This is a genomic window from Cytobacillus kochii (assembly GCF_020171845.1).
Taxonomy (GTDB): domain Bacteria; phylum Bacillota; class Bacilli; order Bacillales; family Cytobacillaceae; genus Cytobacillus; species Cytobacillus kochii.
The window spans coordinates 1-21660 of the sequence record NZ_JAIVAM010000012.1 but is presented as its reverse complement, the minus strand read 5'-3'; the positions used below and the strand labels follow the sequence as shown (position 1 = coordinate 21660).

Sequence of the window (21660 nt, the reverse complement as noted above, 5' to 3'; positions counted from 1 at the left end):
GGTGGCACGAGCATGAAACCATCAAAATTTAAATATTTAAAACCGTCAAGTGTTAATGAGGCACTAACCTATCTAGAAGAATACGCAGATGATTGTAAAATCATTTCTGGAGGGCAAAGTTTAATACCTGTACTGAATATGAGGCTATCTACCCCTGAGTTTTTAATCGATGTGAGCGGTATAAAGGAGTTAAATTATATTCGTGAAGAGGATGGATATATCGCCATTGGTGCACTGACAAGGCATGTGGAAGTGGAAAATTCACTATTAATTAAAGAAAAATGTCCATTGCTTATTGACGCAATTAAGTGGGTAGGTCATAAACAAATTCGCAATCGTGGGACAATTGGTGGCAGTATAGCTCACGGTGATCCTTCGGCAGAATTACCGTGTGTATTGACGACATTAAGAGGTGAGATTGTTATTGCTTCAGTGGATGAAGAGGAAGTTGTCGGTCCTGAAGATTTTTTTCTCACTTATCTCCTGACTTCATTACAAACAAATCAATTAGTGAAAGAAATCCGCTTTCCAATTATGACACAAGGAGAGAGAGTGGGGCATTCTTTTGTAGAAGTGGCGAGGAGACATGGAGATTTTGGCTTAGCAATCGCTGCAGCAGTAATTGAACTTGATAATCAAGGACTTATTCAAAAGGCACAACTAGCTGTAGGTGGTGTTAATCCTGTTCCTCTTATAATAGAAGAAGCTGAGGAATTATTAATAGGAAAGAAAGTAACGGAAGCTTTATTAAAAGAAATCGCTGAATTAACGAGTGAGTGTGTGGACCCAGAAGGAGATTTGCACGGAAGTGCTGATTATCGCAGGGAACTTATTGGTACCCTATTAAAACGTGCAATAGAAGAAGCAATAGCAAGAGCATGGGAAGGAGAAGAGAAGGTTGGATAAAGTGAATATTTCTTTAAATGTAAATGGAGAAAAAGTGGAAAGAGATATAGAACCTAGGCTCTTATTAACAGACTTCTTAAGAGAAGAATTATTTTTAACAGGCACACATGTCGGTTGCGAGCATGGGGTATGCGGGGCATGTACAATACTTTTAAACGGTGAAGCGGTTCGAGGTTGTTTAATGCTAGCTGTTCAAGCAGATGGGGCAACAATTGAAACAGTTGAATCACTTGCTGGTGAAGATGGTCAATTAAATCCTCTTCAACAAGCATTTACGGATTGCCATTCCCTCCAATGTGGATTTTGCACACCAGGGTTCTTAATGACACTAACGCAATTTACGAAAGAAAATCCCAATCCGACAGAAGAAGAAATTCGAGAAGCCATCTCAGGGAATCTTTGCCGTTGTACAGGCTATGCCAATATTGTTAAAGCAGTAAAGCAAGTTACACATCAAACGGTATAAAAGGAGGGAGAAACATGCATAAATATATCGGAAAAAGCATGCACAGAAAGGAAGATTATCGCCTTTTAACTGGAACGGGCATGTTTGTAGGCGATATTAGTTTAACCAATATGGCAGAGGCAGTATTTGTAAGAAGCCCTCATGCACATGCGAAGATTGTGGACATAAATATAGAGGCTGCAAAAGCAATAGAGGGTGTTTATGGGATATTTACTGCAAAAGATATTGAAGACATCAAACCATTGACGCAATTTGAATCACATTGTTTTTTGCCACCCAATTTAGTTGAGGCTATATCGCCAACAATCAACTTTAACTATGAAGATATTTTGGCTAAGAAGAAAGTTACATACGTTGGCCAATCTGTAGCAATAGTTGTGGCGAAAAATCGTTACATCGCCGAAGATGCAGCTGATCTAGTTGAAGTAACGTATGAGCCGCTACAACCCCTTGTTGACCCATATGAGGCAAGAAAAAAGGGTGCACCTCTCATACAAGAACATTTAGAAAATAATATTCAGTCCCATTTTCATGTGACAACAGGCAATGTTGAGCAAGCATTTGCCGAGGCGGACTATATAATGAATGAAAAAATTCGCACCCCACGACTCGGATCAAATCCGTTAGAAACAAGAGGAGTAGTGGCGAAATTTGATACAAGAAATCAAGAACTGAGAGTTTGGTCGTCTTCGCAAATGCCTTATGAAATCAGATCTACTTTAGCACATTGTTTGTCATTACCCGATTTAAGTATTCGTGTTACAGCACCTGATGTTGGAGGGGGATTTGGACCAAAAGGAGGTGTTCACCCAGAAGAGATTGTTATTCCTTACTTGGCTAAAAAATTGCAGAGGCCGATAAAATGGGTAGAGGACCGAATGGAGCATTTAACAAGTGCAAGGCAATCTAGGGATCAAATCCATGATGTGAAAGTTTCATTTAAACAGGATGGAACGATTACGGCAATTAAGGATTTTTTTGTGATTGATAGTGGTGCTGTTAATTTCTTCGCCTTAACTTGTGCTTATAATAGTGCCTATCATTTAAGAGGAGCTTATAAAATCCCTAATTATGATAGTGAATGTGAAGTCATCTTAACGAACAAAACACCTAATGTCCCATTTAGGGGGGCAGGTAGACCTGAAGTAGTCTTTGTAATGGATCGAATTATCGATATCGTCGCAAGAAAATTAAAAGTAGATCCAATCGAAATTATGAAGAAAAATATGATCCAAGCTGAAGACATGCCTTATGATCAAGGAATTCTTGTAAAAGATGGTCATCAGCTTATTTATGATAGTGGCGATTATCCTGATGCATTACGCAAGGCAGTTGATTTAGTTGACTATGATGCTTTTAGAAAAGAACAAGAAGAGAAGAAGAAAGAAGGTAAGCTAGTTGGTATCGGCATCTCTTCTTACGTAGAAGGTACGGGCGCAGGACCTTATGAAGGGGCACATATCTCTATTGACCCTTCTGGTCATGTAACAGCTTATTTAGGCTGTACCCCTCAAGGACAAGGGCATGAAACAGTATTTTCACAAATTGCAGCAGACGGATTGGGTGTAAACCCGCAAAATATTACTGTTCGAGTTGGCGAAACAACTGTGTTGCCAATGGGTCAAGGAACTTACGCAAGCCGAAGCGCAGTAAATGCAGGTTCAGCTATTTATGAGGCAGCATTAAAAATGAGAGAGAAAGTGTTAAAAATCGCTGCACATTTGCTAAAAACGGATGAAGATTTAGTCATTGATGAAGGGAAAATATATGCAGAGACTTCTCCTGAAAAGTTTGTCACCTATCAAGATGTTGGGCGAGCGGCGCTGCCTGCTAAATTAGGGAATTTACCAGAAGGCATGGAAGCAAGCTTAGAAGTAACACATTATTTTGCCCCTCCAACGGTTACATTTGCTGCTTCGATTCATATGGCACAAGTGGAGGTTGATAAAGAAACAGGTTTTGTAGATTTACAGAAATATAGTGTTGTACATGATTGTGGTACGGTTATTAATCCGATGATTGTTGATGGTCAAGTGCAAGGCGGTATTGCACAAGGAATTGGTTCAGCTCTTTACGAAGAAATCGTCTATGACCAAACAGGGCAATTGCTTACCGGTACTTATATGGATTATTTATTACCAACATCGATGGAAGTACCAACGGTGGCAAAAGCACACCAGGAATTCAAATCAACAAGAAATCGCCTAGGGATAAAAGGTGTAGGTGAGGGGGGTGCCATCGCGCCACCAGCTGCAATAGCAAATGCAATTGTAGATGCACTTCATCCATTAGAAATTAAAACAAATGATTTACCTATCAGTCCAAATAAGTTAAGAACATGGATTAAGGAAGCAGAGGCATCTTTTCAAGCACTACAAACAAATTAAAGGAAAAAAACAGGTATCTTCCAAAGGATTTTGTGGGAAATCCCTTTGATTGCAAGATACCTGTTCTATCTTAAAGATTACTAGGAAAGCCATCAATAAGAGTGTATTTATTATATCACTCTTCTACTAACATGCCAATTTTCACAAGGAGTGATTCAACTATGCAAAAGGCAAATGTACTACACGAAGAAAACATGACAAAGGCAACAAATGCTAGGTGGATTTATATTTCACTACCATTAATGCTACTGTTCACGGTTTCAATGATCGATAAATCTAATATTAATATACTATTTGCAGAAAGACAGTTTTTACAAGATTTAGCTATTAGTGATAATGTGATCAAGGGAACATTAAGTTCTGTCTTTTTAATTACATACGCATTAGGGCAGTTTTTCTGGGGATTTGTAGTCGACCGTATCGGCGCATTTAAGAGTGGAATGATTGGTATAGCCATTTGGGGTATAGCGATGATTATCGGTGGAGTAGCTACATCGGTTACGGCATTATTATGGTCAAGAGCATTACTAGGGGTAGGTGAAGGTGTTTTATACCCCATTGCACTTACCTTAACTGCTAAGTGGTTTCCGCAACAAGAACAAGGGAAAGCTCAGTCTTTTTGGTTTACAGGGAATGCAATCGGACCAGTTATTGGTATTCCAGCGATCGCATTAATTGCCGCCTCTTTTGGATGGAGAGAAAGTTATTTCGCACTAGCGATTATTTCTTTTATTTGTTTGGCCATATTTATTTTTATGATTAGAAACAAACCATCTGAACATTATGCAACTAATGCTGCAGAAGTGAACTATATAGAAAAGGGACAAGGAGTGAAAAAGACTGCTAACATCGATACAGGAAGTGTTAAATCTGTTTTAACTAGTCCTCTGTTCTGGATATTAACAACAGTATATGCTTGCGTCTCAATCGGTTTTTTTGGATTTTCTACATTTTTGCCAAGCTATTTAACAGAAGCAAAGGGGATTGATTTTGTTAATTCAGCTATGATTAATGCAGCGGGTTATGCTCTTGCCATCATCGTTCAATTAGTATGTGGCTATCTTTCTGATAGATGGATGAAACGGGCTATATTTGTCGCCGTAGCAAGTGTCATCATCATAGGCTGCTTCGTAGGCTTCTTATACACTACGAATACTACAGTCGTTATTCTACTTACAATTATTCTATTAAGTGTATTATACATGCCAGCACCGATAACCATGACGATGCTCCATGAAGTCGCTTCATCCCAAGTGATGGGGAGAATAAGCGGTACATTCGGATGTGTATCTTATTTAGTAGCAGCTGCTGGGCCAATGGTTGTTGGCTTTTTCAGTACAACAACAGGCTCTTTTACAGGCGGTTTTATGGCGTTAATTAGTTTTATCGTTCTTTCACTTTTATTATGTGTGTATTTGATGAAAAAAGGTTATTGATATAGAATCATTTTAAAAAAATTAAAAAAGTAGAGTCGTTCTGAACAAAGTGAACGGCTCTATTTTTTTTTAGAAACCTTAGTCTTGTGATAAATAAATCCAATTTTTTTCATCAAATTCTTCTATTATATAATTTGAACCAATACTTTGTAGGATTTTATTAAAGGATTTTATATCGTCTTCGTTCTCATACAAATCTTCTTGAATATATTCCTTCATAATAAAATTTGTTAAGTGAGTATTGTTAACGAAGTCCGAAAAATATATTCGTAGTGTTTCCGAATCCTCTTCGTTTAACTTTTCATCATTAATAATAGAAATTCTGAAAACATTTAGTATCTCATCAATATCTTCATCTTCCATATAACATAGCGGCTCTAGTTTTTTATCATCATTTGTAAATGGTTTTCTAGTATCTTCAATGATTACATAAGATAAGAAATGTTCTTGCTTCCATACATGAAAGATTTCTAAATCACGTAATTTTAAGACTCTACGAAGTGATAACATAAACTTCCTCCTTTCCAAATTAAGTTAATGGCTGTACTAAAGTAGAATTTTTTCTGTTTTTTGTTCCATTGTTTGCTCAGTTTTTACCTTAACAGGCACTCGATAGCTCCCTAATGTCGCAACAATCACACCACAAATAATTAAAAAAGCACCTATGATATCTCGAATGGTAAATGCTTCACCAAGAATAATAACAGCTAGACCGGCAGCGAATAGAGGTTCTAGCGAAAACATTAAACTCGTTTGTGTTGGTGATGTATGTTTTTGTGCCACAGCTTGGGAAATAAAGCCAAAGGCACTACATAGGATCGCTAGTCCAAGTATACTCATCCAAGCAACTGTGTTTTGGGGTAGGATTGGTGATTCAAAAAAGCTACTTAAAACAAGAGCGAGTATACCAGCAAAGCCGAGTTGCATGATACCAACTGTAATGGGTTCATGATCCTTAGTGACTCTTCCAATAATCAGAATATGAATAGCGTATGCGAGAGCGGAAAGCATACATAAAATATCGCCGTAATTGAATGATAATGATTGTGTAATTGTCATGATGATAATACCAACAAATGTAATGATGATGCCAATTCTAACTGGCACGATTGGTAACCTTCTTTGCAGAATACTTTGGATCACCGGAACGAATATGACCGTCATACTTAATAAAAATCCGGCATTAGAAGCATCTGTCATCGTCAAGCCAACAGTAACTAAAGAGAACACAAGTAATAATAAGAAGCCTAATAGAAAACTGTAAAATAAAAGTTCCATATTTACATGCCGTAAAGAACGATAAAAAAAGGTAGCGGCAATTACAAAGGCAATTAAACATCTTAATGCGACAAGGTTAAATGGTTCAATCGACGCGATTCCCATCTTCATAAAAATATAAGATAATCCCCAGAAAAAATTCACCACCACTAAAAGAATCGTTGCTTTCGTGTGCATACTCATAACCATTTCTCCATTCTCATGATTTTCTACATGTATTATAATGAATCTATTAACATTAATAAAACGAATCTTTTTCATTGTTTATATGAAATAATTTCATGAAAAGGAGTAGCGAGATGAGTTTAGTTAAATATGAGATTTATAGCAAGGTTTCTGAGCTTCAAAGTTTTACGAAAGCAGCAGAAGTACTAGGGATGACACAATCTGCAGTCAGTCATGCGATGGCTAATTTAGAAAAAGAATTAGGTTTCACGCTTTTTCATCGTTCAAGAGGTGGGCTAACATTGACGAATGAAGGAAGAAGCATGCTTGTAAGTATTCGTAAGGTGTTACACTATGACGAACAAGTACAACAAGAGGCAGCAAAAATAACGGGTTTGATGAAAGGAACAGTAAAAGTAGGTACATTTACGAGTGTTTCATCTACTTGGTTACCCGAAATCATTAAATCAATGGAGCAAAGTTATCCTTATATCCGTATTGAATTAATTGAAGGAGATTATGAAGCGATTGACCGTTGGATTCTTAATGGAAAATTAGACTGTGGCTTTATTAATGTCGATAGCTCCAGTCATTTTGATGTTATTCCGTTAAAAAAGGACCGTTTGCGTTGTATTGTGTCAACAGATCATCCTTTTTCAACAAGAAGTGAGATAAGCGTACAAGAGTTAAAGGATATTCCTTTTATCATGCCGACATATGGGGGGTACCATGAAGTAAAAGATTTATTTGCTAAAGCGGAGATCCAACCAAATATTCGCTTTGAATTAATGGCGGAAGATTCAATTAAGTCAATGGTTGCTCATAATTTTGGTGTAAGCATATTACCAGAATTATTATTAGAAACCATTCCTAAAAATTGTGTGGTAATGCCATTAAAGGAAGAAAGCTATCGCATATTAGGATTAGCGATGAAGTTTAACCTGTCACCAGCAGCCAAAAGATTTGTAGAGATCACGGAGAGGTGGTTGGCGTCGTTTTATTAAATCCTCACGCCTCTAGTGAAAACTTGTAAGAGACGTGGATTGAAAACGATACTTTTATTTAATGGTTACTTCTAGTTCAATATCTACATTGCCTTGTATGGCGCGCGAAATCATGCAGGATGCTTCTGCTTTTTTAGCCAATTTCAGAGCAAGATCTCTGTCACGTTCATTATCATGGTTAGTAAGTACGATGGTTGGTTTATGAATGATTTTCTTATAAGTTAAGACGCCATTCGTTTCGTTAACAATTGCAGTTGATTCCATTGATAAATCATTTTTCTCTACTTTACTTCTTTCCATCATGGCAGCTAAGGTAATGATATAACAAGTGGCAGCAGCACCTAGAAGCATTTCATCTGGGTTAGTCCCTACTCCTGGTCCGTTCATTTCAGGTGGAATAGATACTTTTGTACTCAGTTGTCCACTTTCGATTGTTCCGACGCTATTTCGTAATCCTGGAAAGTGTGCTTTTAAATGAAATTGATGATCGGCCATTAGTATTCCTCCTTCAAACTATACGTAAAAACTATAGCAAATCACAAGGCTTTTATCAAAGACAAACTTCCTATAGAATAAGAAGGGACAGATAGAGAAAAAGGGGAGTTTAGCAACATGAAATTTGTGTCATGGAATGTAAATGGTTTGCGTGCTTGTGTGAAAAAAGGCTTTCTCGACTTTTTTGCAGAAGTGGATGCGGATGTGTTTTGTATACAAGAATCAAAGCTTCAAGCGGGTCAAATAGAATTAGATTTAAATGGCTATCATCAATATTGGAATTATGCTGTTAAGAAGGGCTATTCAGGAACCGCTATTTTTACTAAAGAAAAACCTCTATCAGTAAAATATGGCGTAGGGGAAAACGAAGAACAAGAAGAAGGTAGAATTATTACGTTAGAATTTGAAACGTTTTACCTTGTAAATGTATATACACCGAATTCAAAAAGAGATCTTTCCCGATTAGACTATCGTTTACAATGGGAAGATGATTTAAAAACATATTTGCTTTCGTTAGAAGCGGAAAAACCTGTGATTTATACAGGGGACTTAAATGTTGCACACCAAACAATTGATTTGAAGAATGCAAAGTCCAATATTGGAAATTCAGGATTTACTGATGAAGAACGTGGGAAAATGACAAGTCTCCTTGAATCAGGGTTTGTCGATTCTTTCAGATACCTTTATCCAGAAAAGACGGATGTCTATACATGGTGGTCGTACATGGCCAAAGTGAGAGAGCGTAATATTGGCTGGCGAATTGATTATTTTATCGTGTCGGAAAAATTAAAAGTACAAATCAAAGATGCCGGTGCACACTGTCAAACAATGGGTAGTGACCATTGTCCGATTTTCTTAGAATTAGATATATAAGGAAAAATAAAGTGAGGTTTTAGACTTCATTTCAGCTGGTAGACAAAGTATAAGAACTAAACCATGTCCACAAGTTTTTTGTATAATTGATTGGAATCAAATTTATGTGGGAGATATAAAATATTATCAAAACACGTTGAGACTGGAAGAAATCAAATTAAAATGGTAATGTTGGAAAAAGTTGTATCTGATTAGGAAGGTTGAACAAGCGATTGAGAGTCTCAATTGTATGCTGAAAAAGCATATGATTATTTAGAACTGGTAGAATAATTGTTTTTGACATTTCAATTATTTATATATATTGTTTTTATATATAGTAGATAAGATATTTTTGTTAAGTGGGGGGGAAAGGTAATGCAGGGTATGACGGATCACCAATTTGATGTAGTATTATCTTTAATTGTGGAACAATTAAAAGATTGTAAAACAGTAGAAGAATACCAAAAAGTAACTGCAAGAATTGAAAAACTGAAAAAGAACAAATAAAAAGAGTTCAGCCACAACTGAAATCCCCAACTTTGGAGATACGGACTTAACCCGTATCTTCCTTTTTTTTATCATAAATTTTTTTTTACTAATTTCTCGTATTCTTCATGACTCAATAACACTAAAAATTCTTTTCCTTGTTTGGTTACAAAAACGGGTTTTCGCAGGTTTCTCTATAACCATATCACTAATAGCTTTAGTGTTTTTAAGTTCAGTTAGAGGTATAATTTTATTCACTGTAACACTTCCATACCATTAACAAGTTTTATACAATTTGTACATAATAATGTGAATGATGATTAAATAATTATGTTATTACAAAAAATAAAACACTCAATAATTAAAGCGAGTGTTTTTCTGTGTATTTGCCCAGCGAACCTTCATGATAACAATGATAACCAAGCAAACAGGACTAGTTCGAACTAACTGTCGGACCCCTTCTAAGATAGCTGTGAAAATGTTGCGAGAATCCTTCTCGTTTATTTTTCTGTTGTATCTTTTAAATTTGGAACCATTGTTTTTTTTAATGCCATATGCAAAAAATTTAAATACTACCCCCAATTTCAACGTGTTTTTCTAAATACTTTTTCTAGTTCTGCTCATACTAAAGGCAATGATTGTAGGAGTGAAGTCAATGAATGAGACATCAGTCGTTATTGTAAGGTCGATTATTGCTTTTGGTACATTACTTATATTTACACGATTTTTAGGTAAACAAACAGTGAGTCAAATCACATTCTTTGATTACATTTTAGGTATCTCGATTGGTTCTATGGCCGCAAATCTTTCAGCAGACATCGCGACAGATGCTTGGCCATATTGGGTGGGGCTGTTTACATGGACGGTTCTTGTATTATGTCTGCAAAAAGTAACAATGAAGTGGCGACAAGCATCAATCTATTTCGATGGGGAGCCTGTCATCGTTATTATGGATGGGGAAATTATGGATGAAGTTATGAAGAAACTGCGTTACCGTATCTCTGATCTCCAAGAACAACTAAGAGAAAAAGGGATATTTGATTTAAAAGAGGTAGATTATGCAATTGTAGAAAAAGATGGGCAAATATCCGTGTTAAAAAAAGCGGATTATTTACCAGTTACCCCAAGAGATTTACAGTTAAAGTCTACATATAAAGGAATAGGGACGGAATTAATTTATGATGGTGTGCTTGTCCGCAATAATTTGCAGCAATTGCAAAAATCTGAGGAATGGCTGATGAAAGAATTAAAAAATCGTGGATATACAAAAATTAGTGATATCTTTCTAGCGATTATTGATAGCAACGGGATGCTCTTTATTGACGCTTATCATGATAAAATGAAAAAACCCGTAGATATAACAGATTTTAAAGGATTGAAGTAAATGAAAGAGTTTATTCTTTATAAATTGATTCCATTACTTATATTGGCTATTTTTATTTTTACAATGAAGTCTGGAGATTTTCTTAAACAACCACTTGTTGATGGCGATGATGTAATAGGGACGCTTTCTTTAGTTGAACAATCAATTCACGAAGGCGATTGGAAAAGTGCAAAAAAACAAATCAATAGAGCCAAAGAAGGGTTTTTAACTGTTCAGATGCGAGTGCAGTTTTCTGTAGAGAAAAATGAACTGAATCAAATAGGCACAAGTTTAAACCGAGCAATTGGCTTTATTGATGTTCATGATGAGGGAGGAGCTCAGGCTGAAATAGAAGAAATCAAATTTGCATGGGAGGGGTTAGGAAAATAAAATAACAGTAAGACCTTTAAATAAGAGAATGAGGAGAATGATTGATGTTGGCTAAGAAAAAAGTAGTTTTAACAGGAGGGGGATCAGCGGGGCATGTTACCCCTAATCTCGCCCTTATTACAGAATTACAGAAAGAAGTCGATTTTTTTTACATAGGTTCGAAAACAGGCATTGAAAAGGAGTTAATCGCAAAGACCGAGGTCCCTTATTTTTCAATTTCCAGTGGGAAATTAAGAAGATATATAGACTTAGAGAATGTAAGGGATATCTTTCGCGTCATGAAAGGTGTAATTGACGCAAGGAGAATCTTAAAACAGATAAAGCCTGATTTGCTTTTTTCAAAGGGTGGATTTGTATCAGTCCCCGTAATAATTGCTGCTAAAATGCTAAAGATACCAGCATTTATCCATGAGAGTGATTTAACACCCGGGTTAGCAAATAAAATTGCCCAACGGTTTGCTGAAAAAGTGTTTACTTCGTTTGAAGAAGCGAAAGCTTATTTTCCGCGAGAAAAAGTGTTTGCCATTGGCTCACCAATACGGCCAGAAATATTTAACGGCGATAAAAACACGGCCCTAAAGTTGCTTCATTTTTCTAGTGTAAAGCCAATTATTACTGTTATGGGTGGTAGTTTAGGTGCCAAAAAGATAAACGAACAAGTTCGCAAGGAGTTACCGAATCTATTAGGTAACTATCAAGTTGTGCATATTTGTGGAAAAGGTCAAGTTGATGAAAGTTTACTAGGGAAAGCAGGTTATAAACAATTTGAATATATTCATGAGGAATTACCACATATCCTTGCCGCTACTCATTGTGTAATCACAAGGGGTGGATCCAATGCGTTATTTGAATTCTTAGCACTAAATATGCCCATGCTAATCATTCCCCTATCTAAAAAACAAAGTAGAGGTGATCAATTGTTAAATGCTGAGTCTTTTGCACAAAAAGGATTCGCTAAAGTAATCGAGGAAGAAGCAATTGGTTCCTTATTACAAACGTTAAGACAAATGGAATTGGATAGAGCAGAAATGATTGCTAGTATGAGCAAATCTCCTTTGACGAACGGTTTAAAAGTTATAGTGAATGAGATTAGGGAAAGGTAATTGTTGCAAATCTATTTGAAAATGTTTGTCAAAGCATGGTATAGTATTCTACGGATAAATAGGAAATAGACATCTAAAAAAGGATGTTGTAAATGGGATTATTTAATAAAATTTTTTCAAAAAAAGAACAAGTTACGATAGAATTTTGTGAAAAGAACCTCGATCGTTTTTATACTGATGAAGACTTTGCACTTTTTGGCCCTTTTCTTTCTAGTAAAGAGGTATCTTACAAACAATATGAATGCCAATCACATTGTAAGCAATGCAAGAAAAGTCCATATGCAATAGTTAATGGCGAATTTATACAATGTGAAACACCCAATGAACTATTATCGCAAATGAAAGAACAGAAATAAGCAGGTGGAAGAAATGACAGAAGAAAATAATCAATACCGCGTCTTACTCTATTATAAATATGTAACAATCGAACACCCTGAAGCCTTTAGTAAACATCATTTAAAAGCATGTCGTGAGCTCGGATTAAAAGGAAGAATCCTTGTTGCCAAAGAAGGTATAAACGGTACGGTTTCAGGCACAGTGGAACAAACAAATGCGTATATAGATATGATGAAAAACGACAACCGCTTCAGTGATATGGTCTTTAAAATTGATGAAACGAATGGACATGCATTCAAGAAAATGCATGTCAGACCTCGTAAAGAAATAGTGACATTAAAACTTGAGGATGATCTCAATCCTAATGAGATCACAGGCAAATATTTAGAGCCAAAAGCATTCTTTGAAGCAATGCAAGCAGAGGATACTGTTGTTATTGATGCAAGAAATGATTATGAATATGATATCGGCCACTTTAGAGGGGCGATTAGACCGGATGTTGAAGCATTTCGTGATTTACCTGATTGGATACGTGAACATAAAGACCAACTTTCTGGGAAGAAGATTTTAACATATTGTACAGGTGGCATACGTTGTGAAAAATTCTCTGGTTGGTTAGTAAGAGAAGGTTTTGAAGATGTGAATCAGCTACATGGTGGCATTGTCACATATGGTAAGGACCCAGAAGTTCAAGGAGAACTATGGGACGGTCAATGTTATGTATTTGATGAAAGAATCAGTGTGCCAATTAATCAGAAAGAACATACCATTGTCGGAAAAGACTATTTCACTGGTGAATCTTGTGAACGTTATGTCAATTGTGCTAATCCTGAATGTGATAAACGTTTTATGACGACAGAAGAAAACGAACATAAATATTTACGGAGCTGTTCGGATGAGTGCCGCACACATCCTGATAATTTATACGTGAAAGAAAAGGGTTTAACAGATGAAGAGTGGCAAGAGCGATTACAGAAGATAACAATTGACGCATAAGAAAAAGGCTCATAACCAAAAATGGGAATGGGCTTTTTTCTTTGATTAATCGATGATGGGGAATTTATGAGGATCTTTAAGGTAGCCAAATGCCATTTTGATTTGTTCTTCCGTATTTCGATTAAGGGATAGTGGAGGTAAGTTGTTTTCAGGAAAAAAATCAATCGCTTCGGTTTCTATTCCGCAGGTAGCTTGTCCGCCCGTAATCTCACATAAAATAAATATTTTATAATAATGGAAGATTTGTTTGGGATGCGGGTGCTTATTCATATCCAACAAGGCAATGAGCTTCTTCGCAACACAAATAAAACCTGATTCTTCTTGAATTTCTTTTATAACATTCTCACTTGCAGATAAGCCAACATCACAAAAACCACCTGGTAAGGACCATTTGTTATCAACATTTTCTTTCACTAGCAATATTTTGTTTTTCCTGAAAACAACGCCTCGAACGTCAATTTTCGGTGTTTGATAGCCTGATTCATTACTTAATACGGCCACAATTTCGTCTGTTGATTGTCCTGAGTACTCACCTATGATCTCAGCACTCAGTTCTTTTAACTGCTCATACCTTTCAATATCATAGATATCTTTCGAAAAGGCTAAGCCAGATTGTGCAATCGCTTGGATTTTCCTCGCCCATGTTAACCACTGGTCGCTCATTATCTCATCCCCTTTGATAACCTTTACACCATGTTAGTTAATCATCCAATTCAATATTTGCTTGTGATCGAAACTCCGTCGTTTGGTAAGCTTTAGATGTTTTCAGAAATCCCTGTTTCTGATGGTCCTAACATTGATAGGCATTCATGATGAGAAAGTGTATGCTCATTAAATTGTTAAACATCTTGTTTAACGCAGCGTTAAAAATTTAATGTTTTGGCTAACGTACCATCGATATCAAAGGAGGACTGCTTTCATAAAATCATCCTCATACTCATTTTATACCAATTTTAACAAAAGGAGGTAGAAATAGGAAGTTTTATTTTCTAGCTACTTTTTATACTTATTAGTTGAAAAAGTAGATAAGGTATTCTAAAATATAGAGTGTAAATAGATTTTACATATTAGGAGGAATTCAAAATGGCTAAACACGAATTACCAGCATTACCTTATGCAAATGATGCGCTTGAACCACATATCGATGCGCAAACAATGGAAATCCACCATGATCGTCACCATGCAACATATGTAAACAACTTAAATGCTGCATTAGAAGGACATGACGAGTTAGCTAGCAAATCTATTGAAGAACTAATTGCTAACTTAGACGCTGTTCCTGAAGATATTCGTACAGCTGTACGTAATAACGGTGGCGGACATGCAAACCACAGCTTGTTCTGGACACTTCTTTCTCCAAACGGTGGCGGTGCACCAACTGGTGACGTTGCTGGTGCAATTGAAGAAGCTTTTGGTAGCTATGATGCATTCAAAGACCAATTCGCTAAAGCTGCAGCTGGACGCTTCGGTTCTGGTTGGGCATGGTTAGTATCTGAAAATGGTCAATTATCTATTACAAGCACACCAAACCAAGATAGCCCAGTAATGGAAGGTAAAACACCAATCCTTGGTCTTGATGTTTGGGAGCATGCTTACTACTTAAAATATCAAAACAAACGCCCAGATTATGTTCAAGCATTCTTCAATGTTGTGAATTGGGATGAAGTAAACAAATTATTCGCAGCATCAAAATAAGGATGTTGATCAGGGACCCAAAATTTGATTTTGGGTCTTTTTTATATGCAAAATGAGAGGGAAGAAATAGTTAAGAATTTACTGATGTAAAAGTAAATACCAAAAACACCAAACACCTGAGGAATATAGAAAAAGAATAGCAAATAAAAAATATGCATAAAACACCTATGAAAACAGATAAGAGGAGTGGACAAACAGAAAATTTATTCCATATTGTGTAAATGTAAGTGAAGGGAATATACAAATAATTGCAAAATATAGGGATATTGAAGGCCTTAAAAAGTGATAAATGTACACTGTTGTTCTTATAGGGATGTATCACAATAAAAGATAAATACATAAAAGAAACTAAGTTAAAAGTAAAGCCTAGAAATCGAAACTGGGTGAATATAAAAGAAAAACTATTACTCTAGCAAGTAATAGTTGAATCAATTAAATTTAATTTTAAATTGGCAATGATCATGGCCTTCTGTTTTGCATCTTACACGATGCACTTGATTTGTGTTTAATGCTTGCTTGAACAATTGGGTTTCACAATGACAAGCTGTTTTATACGATTGGGCAATGGAAAGAATGGGACAATTAAATTCTGTAAGCTCATATTCGTCTGTTCCTGTTTTCAACAAGTTTGCCATATAGCCTTTTTCATTTTGTATGTTTAATAATGTTTGCATTTTCATATCAGGGGCTTGTTCTTGTAATCTATGTTCGTACTCTTCCACTAGTCGCTTTTCTCGTTTAATAAATAAGTTTTCAATCGCTTCACTGCCATATAATTCTTCAATATCAAAGAGAAATTCAAGTGATAGACCTTCATAATTTTTTGGAAAATAATGTTCGCCTTTACTCGTTAAATAGTAGAACTGAGTCGGTCTACCTAAGGCTTGTTTCGTTTCTTTGGACGCGATTAAACCGCTATTCTCTAATCCGGTTAAATGTTTTCTCACCGCCATATGGCTAATATTCAGGCGCTCCTTAAGGTCGTTGACAGACATGGAAGACTCTTTTTTTAATAAAAATAACACTTTATCTTTTGTTGATTCAGCATGAAATTCCATTCTATCACCTCAAGTATAGTCAATATTCGCGTGGCAATGGCCGGTTTGACAATCATACTTATTATACTATATTGTATAAAAAAACTTAAGAGATAATCATTGCCAGCGGAATTTTTAGAGAAATAAGACATTACGATTGAGTGCTCATTCAAACATTTGAGATAAATAGTTTAGTAGGGGGAATAAAATGATTTATCCAATAACCATACCGACAAAAAGTGATTTGCGTTCTTTTAATTTTTTTCTTGTAGAAGGTAGTAAAGGATTAACTTTAATAGATGCTGGAATTAATCATGAAGCATGTTGGCAGCAATTTCTTCAACTATTACAGCGCCATCAATTTCTGTTGGAAGATATCAATGAAATCATCCTTACTCATTCACACGAGGATCATACAGGCTTGATTACTAGAATTATGGAAAAACACAACATCCCCGTTTATGTTCATGCTGAAGCGATTCCTCGGTTAAAGAGGGAAAAGTCATTTTTTGAAAAAAGAATTTCCTTTTATGAAATATTATATCGTGAAATGGGTTGTGGCAAGGAAGGTGAAAAAAGAGTACAGCAGCTCAAGAATATCGTCATAGAAAAACAAAACGAGGGATTGCATGCTGATTATAGAACGTTAAGTGAAAATGATTATATTATTAATAGAAAAGTAATTGAAACACCAGGACATGCTCCTGATCATATCGCTTTAATAGATGAAAGAAACAATGTGATGTTAGGTGGAGACCACCTTATCGCCCATATATCAAGTAATGCTTTAATTGAACCTTATATGAATGGTGAAAGAAGAAAGACGGTCCTTGAGTATGTGGAGTCACTGCAAAAATGTTTAAACTATGATATTGACTATTGTTATAGTGGGCATGGTGAACAAATAACGAATCCACATCTACTTATACATAAAAGGTTGAAAGGGATAGAAAGAAAAGCTGAAAAATTCCTATCCTATGTTTCTGAAGCAGAAAAAACAGCGAGTGAAATTGCCCGGTATTTTTACCCGGACAAATATTATACGCAGTTCAGCCTTGTTATGTCAGAGGTAATTGGTCACTTAGATTATTTGGAAGAAAAGAACAAAGTAGAGAAGGGAATGGAAAATGGAGTTTGGCGGTATAAAACCGTTAAGCACATTAAGTAGAAAGTTTTTATAGGGGAAATGGATTTTCTCATATGGAACATTTGATGAGGTCCAATCCCCCTTTAGCTCTGTTCTCTTAATATTAAATAACTCCATATACAACTCTCTCTGTCAATGATAGATTAATATCGTAACTGCATAGTTAATCTCAATTTCTGGTGTTGGATTAGACAAATACCTAAATACAATAGGTAGGAGACGGGCAAAGGGGATAACAAGCTTTGCATATGGTTGGGTTGCTAATAGTAAGCTTGAAAAATCACTTTTTCCGCCAAAAATAATGGTAATAAATACCTCATTTTTACTAAAAATGTGAAAAATGAAGGAATATGACTATATTTAAATAGGGCATAGGAAACTTAATTCCAACCATTGATTCCTTTATGTTTGACGTAAGCTTTTCTTATAAGTCTAAGCAAATGAAGAAAAGTCTAAATAAAGGGTTGAAAGGAGCAGATTTACTATGGGAGTGAAAAGAAAGCTTGCATCTGGGATGATGTCAGCAGCACTTGGATTGGCTCTGGTTGGAGGAGGAACATTTGCCTATTTTTCCGATGAAGTAACGACGAATCATGTATTTGCTGCTGGCACACTAGACTTATCAATTAATCCTGAGGTTGTGTTTCAAGTTGAGAACATCAAACCGGGTGACACAGTCACGAGAGAGCTTGTTTTAAGTAATAGTGGTTCGTTGCCAATTGAATCCGTTCACCTGCTCACAAATTACCAAGTATCGGATGAATTATCTGATAATACAGAAGATTTCGGCAAACATATTCGTGTAAACTTTTTGTGGAATTGGGAGAAAGAGTCAGAACCTATTTTCGAGACAACTTTGTATGAATTAAAGAATATGGACCCTGATATTGTTCAAAGAGACCTATGGGATCCTTTATGGAAACAGAATAGTGGCCTAGCTCCAGGAGAAACAAATGAGATATGGGTACAATTCGAATTTGTTGAAAACGGTGAAGATCAAAACCAATTCCAAGGGGATCAGTTAGATCTAGAATGGGTATTTAATGCTTCACAAACAGCTGGTGAGGAGAAGTAGAGTAAATGAAAATAAGCAATGGGGAGGCGTTTTTGCATGTCGATAAAAACGAAAGTATTATCAACAGCATTCATTTTAGGGATGCTAGCGAGTCCTATTCAAGGGCAAGTTTATGCAAATGAATCACAAACCAAACTGTATAGCGAATCATCTCAGCTTACTGAGCATATGAAGGTAAGTGAGACTGTTGAGCCTAAACAAATACTTGAAAGCTATCTACTTTCTAAAAGTAAGCAATTCAATTTATCTAATAAACAAATGAGCGAAAATTTCACAATAAAAGATTATGAATTTATTAAAAATGAAAACTTTCATCACTATCGTTTGCAACAATTATATAAAGGTATTCCTATATATGGAGCAGAACAAACTTTTAATATTAGAAAAGATACTGATAAAGTTACTTTTTATGGTGAAGTCGTTTCAGACATCGATATTGACCTAAAAGCTACAACCGACCAAATAAGTGAAAAAAAGGCTATTTCCATTGCAACAGCAGGAATAGAAGCATCAATTGGCGAAGTAAACCATTATGATAGTGAAATAACAGCAGAAAAATACATTTACAAGTTTAATGATAACTATTATCCTGTTTATCTTGTGAAAGCTTCCACCACCTCTCCGGAAGTAGGGTATTGGCATTACTTTGTAAATATAGAGACTGGGCAGATTATTGATTCCTTTAATGCAGCAAATGAAATAACGGCATTTGGTTATGGTGTATTCGGAGATAAACAAATGTTTAAGGCATCTTACATTGATGGTTTGTTTAAGATGTATGACCAAACAAGAGGTGATGGGGTCATTACATACGATTATGATAATAATATTAATGAAGATATTGTTAGTAGAAGTAAGTTATTTACCGATGGTGCAGCAGTTGATGCTCATGCCAATTCTCAAAAGACATACGACTACTACCAAAAAACCTTTGATCGCAACTCTGTAGATGATCAAGGGCAAAGATTACTCTCCCGTGTACATGTTGGGGATAATTGGAACAATGCTTCTTGGAATGGTGTATATATGTCTTATGGAGATGGTGATGGTATTAGATTTCATCCGCTAGCTGGTGGTCTTGATGTGGCTGCACATGAAATGTCTCACGGTGTCATTCAACATACAGCAGGGTTAATTTACCGCAATGAATCAGGTGCGTTGAATGAATCATTTGCTGATATTTTCGGAGCAATGGTCGATCGAGATGATTGGATTATCGGTGAAGATATTATGGCGAATGGGGCGATTGGATTACGCTCTATGGAAGACCCAGCTAGTTTAATTGAGAATAGAACACAACAACCTTATCCAGATCATTGGGATAGAAGGTATACAGGCTCTCTTGATAATGGTGGTGTCCATATTAATAGTAGTATTAATAATAAAGCTGCTTACCTTGTCTCTGAAGGGGGAGAGCATTACGGAGTGGAAGTAACTGGTGTTGGCCGAGAAAAAACGGAACAAATTTATTATCGGGCCTTATCGGTTTATTTAACACCAAATTCAACATTTACCATGATGAGACAAGCTGCCATCGATGCTGCAGAAGATCTCTATGGTGAGGATTCAGCGGCAGTTACGGCAGTTGAACAAGCTTATAACGCTGTTGGCGTTCAATAATTAAAACATAAATATGCTGGGGAAATGATCATCGTTCCCCAGCCCTTGAAAGAAAAGGGGATATAACATGAAGCGCAATGGAAAAATCATTTTATTACTCTCTGTTCTGTCTATCTATTCTCTCATTTTGACTTTCCATTCAGTTTTAATAGGGCAAACAAAAGCAAGTTATACATATTCAACCTCCGTTGATGTAAATGTAGAGAGTAAAGTCTGGTCATCTAATGAAGAAGTAAGCGATAGTGAAAAAAAACGAGAGACAGAAAATGAGCATGAAGAGGAAAATGACCAAGAGATAGAAAAGCAAGAGGATGAAAAGATGGCAAAAGAAGATAAGCAACAGCAGGAGGAGCAAAACGAAAGTACTGAAGAAGAAGAAAAAAACGTCGATGTTGAACATAACCAAGAAGAACTGGAAGAAGAGGAAGTTAGTAACGAAAATCCATCTTCTGATGACGAAATTGAACAAACACTTGAAGAAGAGGAAGTTGAATAAATGAGAAAGGTACTTAATTGGTTTAGTACGGCTTTGACGGTTTTCTTAATGGTTATAGTTATCGTGTTAGCGGTTGTTGTTGTTGCTGCTAAAGCATCAGGCGGGGAACCAACAATTTTAGGGTACCAATTAAAGTCTGTGTTATCTGGTTCTATGGAACCCACGTTTCAAACAGGTGCAGTTATTGCCGTAAAACCACTAGAGCAGGATGAAAAGCAATCTTTACAAAAGCAAGATATTATCACTTTTCAAAGTGAAGAAGGCATGCCTGTTACCCATCGTATTCATAATGTTATCCATAGTGGCGTGCACACGATGTATGAAACAAAAGGAGATAATAATAATACAATTGATAAAGATCTCGTACTTTCCGACAATGTAACAGCTAAGTATACCGGCTTTACTATTCCTTACGCAGGCTATTTTACACAATTCGCACAGTCTAGGGAGGGAAGCGCGTTATTATTAATTGTTCCAGGTGTTTTCTTACTTATATATGCTTTATTCTTAATTATAACGGGTTTAAAGTCCATTCAAAATCAACAATAAGGAAACCTCACGAGAACAACTACTTAGGAGGTTTCTTTTTTATATTTCTCATCGATTGTTACTAGCCCTTGAGTTTATTTTAAAGTAAAGATTCGTGCGGAGGTAATATAAATGAAGGGGTACCCCACATTAATCGGGGGTGTACAAATTCAACTGATTTAACGATAATGCCGTCATTCACAGCTAAAAGCTTCAGGAGAAAAATGAAGAATAAAAGCCGTGCTTTATGGTCTTGCCCCTGTCAAGTAGACAACATAGAAAGCTAAGCAGTGAGCGCGTGTCGATATTCAATCGGCGCGCGTTTCTTTAGTTTCTTTTGTCTTCGTTTGTAATTGTAATGGTAAATGTAATCCTCAAGAGCTTGCTCTAGCTCTTCTT

At 36.1% G+C, this 21660-nt stretch carries 25 protein-coding genes; 18 read left to right on the top strand and 7 right to left on the bottom strand.

The features are described 5' to 3' along the window. The first annotated feature begins 12 nt into the window (after nucleotides 1-12). The 4 genes from LCM23_RS19070 (at nucleotide 13) to LCM23_RS19055 (ending at nucleotide 5195) form a co-directional block, all read left to right on the top strand. Complete coding sequence (locus LCM23_RS19070) at nucleotides 13-906, top strand: FAD binding domain-containing protein (protein WP_224938348.1); 894 nt, start codon at nucleotides 13-15, stop codon at nucleotides 904-906. 1 nt (nucleotide 907) lies between these two features. Then, entirely contained in the window at nucleotides 908-1372 is a 465-nt protein-coding gene (locus LCM23_RS19065; protein ID WP_308937070.1) for a (2Fe-2S)-binding protein, read from the top strand. 14 nt (nucleotides 1373-1386) lie between these two features. Then, complete coding sequence (locus LCM23_RS19060; RefSeq protein WP_224938347.1) at nucleotides 1387-3759, top strand: xanthine dehydrogenase family protein molybdopterin-binding subunit; 2373 nt, start codon at nucleotides 1387-1389, stop codon at nucleotides 3757-3759. Nucleotides 3760-3920: 161 nt separating this feature from the next. Continuing rightward, a complete protein-coding gene (locus tag LCM23_RS19055) occupies nucleotides 3921-5195 on the top strand; it encodes an MFS transporter (protein ID WP_224938346.1) in 1275 nt (424 codons plus the stop codon). Nucleotides 5196-5273: 78 nt separating this feature from the next. Here LCM23_RS19055 and LCM23_RS19050 read toward each other — a convergent pair whose 3' ends face one another. Both LCM23_RS19050 and LCM23_RS19045 read right to left on the bottom strand, forming a co-directional pair. Then, nucleotides 5274-5705, bottom strand: coding sequence for a terpene synthase (locus LCM23_RS19050; protein WP_224938345.1), 432 nt, complete (start codon nucleotides 5703-5705; stop codon nucleotides 5274-5276). Between the two features lie 36 nt (nucleotides 5706-5741). Beyond that, the gene (locus LCM23_RS19045; protein WP_224938344.1) at nucleotides 5742-6656 is read right to left on the bottom strand and encodes a DMT family transporter; all 915 of its coding nucleotides are present in this window, start codon (nucleotides 6654-6656) and stop codon (nucleotides 5742-5744) included. 116 nt (nucleotides 6657-6772) lie between these two features. On the opposite strand from LCM23_RS19045, the gene LCM23_RS19040 reads away from it, so the two are divergent. Then, nucleotides 6773-7642: a LysR family transcriptional regulator gene (locus LCM23_RS19040; RefSeq protein ID WP_224938343.1), complete on the top strand. Its 870-nt coding sequence runs from the start codon at nucleotides 6773-6775 to the stop codon at nucleotides 7640-7642. Nucleotides 7643-7696: 54 nt separating this feature from the next. Here the strand turns inward: LCM23_RS19040 and LCM23_RS19035 are convergent, their stop codons facing one another. Further along, on the bottom strand, nucleotides 7697-8137 hold the full coding sequence (locus LCM23_RS19035) for an OsmC family protein (protein ID WP_224938342.1): 441 nt from the start codon (nucleotides 8135-8137) through the stop codon (nucleotides 7697-7699). Nucleotides 8138-8254: 117 nt separating this feature from the next. Here LCM23_RS19035 and LCM23_RS19030 point away from each other — a divergent pair, with 117 nt between their 5' ends. Together LCM23_RS19030 and LCM23_RS25970 are read left to right on the top strand one after the other, a co-directional pair. Next, nucleotides 8255-9010 (top strand): exodeoxyribonuclease III, encoded by a 756-nt coding sequence (locus LCM23_RS19030; protein ID WP_224938341.1) that lies wholly within the window; start codon nucleotides 8255-8257, stop codon nucleotides 9008-9010. A gap of 354 nt (nucleotides 9011-9364) precedes the next feature. Then, nucleotides 9365-9496 carry a hypothetical protein gene (locus tag LCM23_RS25970; protein WP_263624346.1) on the top strand — a complete coding sequence of 44 codons (132 nt, stop codon included), beginning with the start codon at nucleotides 9365-9367 and terminating at the stop codon, nucleotides 9494-9496. A 71-nt stretch (nucleotides 9497-9567) separates the two neighbouring features. Here LCM23_RS25970 and LCM23_RS26245 read toward each other — a convergent pair whose 3' ends face one another. Next, nucleotides 9568-9663 (bottom strand): type II toxin-antitoxin system prevent-host-death family antitoxin, encoded by a 96-nt coding sequence (locus LCM23_RS26245; RefSeq protein WP_224938499.1) that lies wholly within the window; start codon nucleotides 9661-9663, stop codon nucleotides 9568-9570. A gap of 467 nt (nucleotides 9664-10130) precedes the next feature. Here LCM23_RS26245 and LCM23_RS19020 point away from each other — a divergent pair, with 467 nt between their 5' ends. From LCM23_RS19020 to trhO, 5 genes are all read left to right on the top strand, one after another. Then, complete coding sequence (locus LCM23_RS19020) at nucleotides 10131-10859, top strand: DUF421 domain-containing protein (protein WP_095373096.1); 729 nt, start codon at nucleotides 10131-10133, stop codon at nucleotides 10857-10859. Continuing rightward, a complete protein-coding gene (locus tag LCM23_RS19015; RefSeq protein ID WP_095373097.1) occupies nucleotides 10860-11228 on the top strand; it encodes a DUF4363 family protein in 369 nt (122 codons plus the stop codon). It abuts the gene before it with no gap. Between the two features lie 47 nt (nucleotides 11229-11275). Beyond that, nucleotides 11276-12331, top strand: a complete 1056-nt coding sequence (locus LCM23_RS19010; RefSeq protein ID WP_289435173.1) for an undecaprenyldiphospho-muramoylpentapeptide beta-N-acetylglucosaminyltransferase — start codon at nucleotides 11276-11278, stop codon at nucleotides 12329-12331. Between the two features lie 92 nt (nucleotides 12332-12423). Further along, complete coding sequence (locus LCM23_RS19005; protein WP_224938339.1) at nucleotides 12424-12687, top strand: DUF1450 domain-containing protein; 264 nt, start codon at nucleotides 12424-12426, stop codon at nucleotides 12685-12687. Between the two features lie 13 nt (nucleotides 12688-12700). Further along, nucleotides 12701-13663 carry an oxygen-dependent tRNA uridine(34) hydroxylase TrhO gene (gene trhO / locus LCM23_RS19000; protein ID WP_224938338.1) on the top strand — a complete coding sequence of 321 codons (963 nt, stop codon included), beginning with the start codon at nucleotides 12701-12703 and terminating at the stop codon, nucleotides 13661-13663. A gap of 45 nt (nucleotides 13664-13708) precedes the next feature. Here trhO and LCM23_RS18995 read toward each other — a convergent pair whose 3' ends face one another. Beyond that, complete coding sequence (locus tag LCM23_RS18995; protein WP_224938337.1) at nucleotides 13709-14326, bottom strand: NUDIX hydrolase; 618 nt, start codon at nucleotides 14324-14326, stop codon at nucleotides 13709-13711. A gap of 420 nt (nucleotides 14327-14746) precedes the next feature. Here LCM23_RS18995 and LCM23_RS18990 point away from each other — a divergent pair, with 420 nt between their 5' ends. Further along, on the top strand, nucleotides 14747-15358 hold the full coding sequence (locus LCM23_RS18990; RefSeq protein WP_095373101.1) for a superoxide dismutase: 612 nt from the start codon (nucleotides 14747-14749) through the stop codon (nucleotides 15356-15358). Nucleotides 15359-15786: 428 nt separating this feature from the next. Here the strand turns inward: LCM23_RS18990 and LCM23_RS18985 are convergent, their stop codons facing one another. Further along, nucleotides 15787-16416 carry a helix-turn-helix transcriptional regulator gene (locus LCM23_RS18985; RefSeq protein WP_224938336.1) on the bottom strand — a complete coding sequence of 210 codons (630 nt, stop codon included), beginning with the start codon at nucleotides 16414-16416 and terminating at the stop codon, nucleotides 15787-15789. A gap of 187 nt (nucleotides 16417-16603) precedes the next feature. On the opposite strand from LCM23_RS18985, the gene LCM23_RS18980 reads away from it, so the two are divergent. The 5 genes from LCM23_RS18980 (at nucleotide 16604) to sipW (ending at nucleotide 21282) form a co-directional block, all read left to right on the top strand. After that, nucleotides 16604-17563 (top strand): MBL fold metallo-hydrolase, encoded by a 960-nt coding sequence (locus tag LCM23_RS18980; RefSeq protein WP_224938335.1) that lies wholly within the window; start codon nucleotides 16604-16606, stop codon nucleotides 17561-17563. Between the two features lie 463 nt (nucleotides 17564-18026). Then, nucleotides 18027-18617, top strand: a complete 591-nt coding sequence (locus LCM23_RS18975) for a CalY family protein (protein ID WP_224938334.1) — start codon at nucleotides 18027-18029, stop codon at nucleotides 18615-18617. Between the two features lie 36 nt (nucleotides 18618-18653). Beyond that, on the top strand, nucleotides 18654-20237 hold the full coding sequence (locus LCM23_RS18970; RefSeq protein ID WP_224938333.1) for a M4 family metallopeptidase: 1584 nt from the start codon (nucleotides 18654-18656) through the stop codon (nucleotides 20235-20237). 67 nt (nucleotides 20238-20304) lie between these two features. Further along, nucleotides 20305-20733, top strand: coding sequence for a hypothetical protein (locus LCM23_RS18965; protein ID WP_224938332.1), 429 nt, complete (start codon nucleotides 20305-20307; stop codon nucleotides 20731-20733). Further along, entirely contained in the window at nucleotides 20734-21282 is a 549-nt protein-coding gene (gene sipW / locus LCM23_RS18960; RefSeq protein ID WP_224938331.1) for a signal peptidase I SipW, read from the top strand. Nucleotides 21283-21544: 262 nt separating this feature from the next. Here sipW and LCM23_RS26240 read toward each other — a convergent pair. After that, a partial coding sequence (locus tag LCM23_RS26240; RefSeq protein WP_404826601.1) for an IS3 family transposase occupies nucleotides 21545-21660 on the bottom strand: 116 nt, incomplete at its 5' end.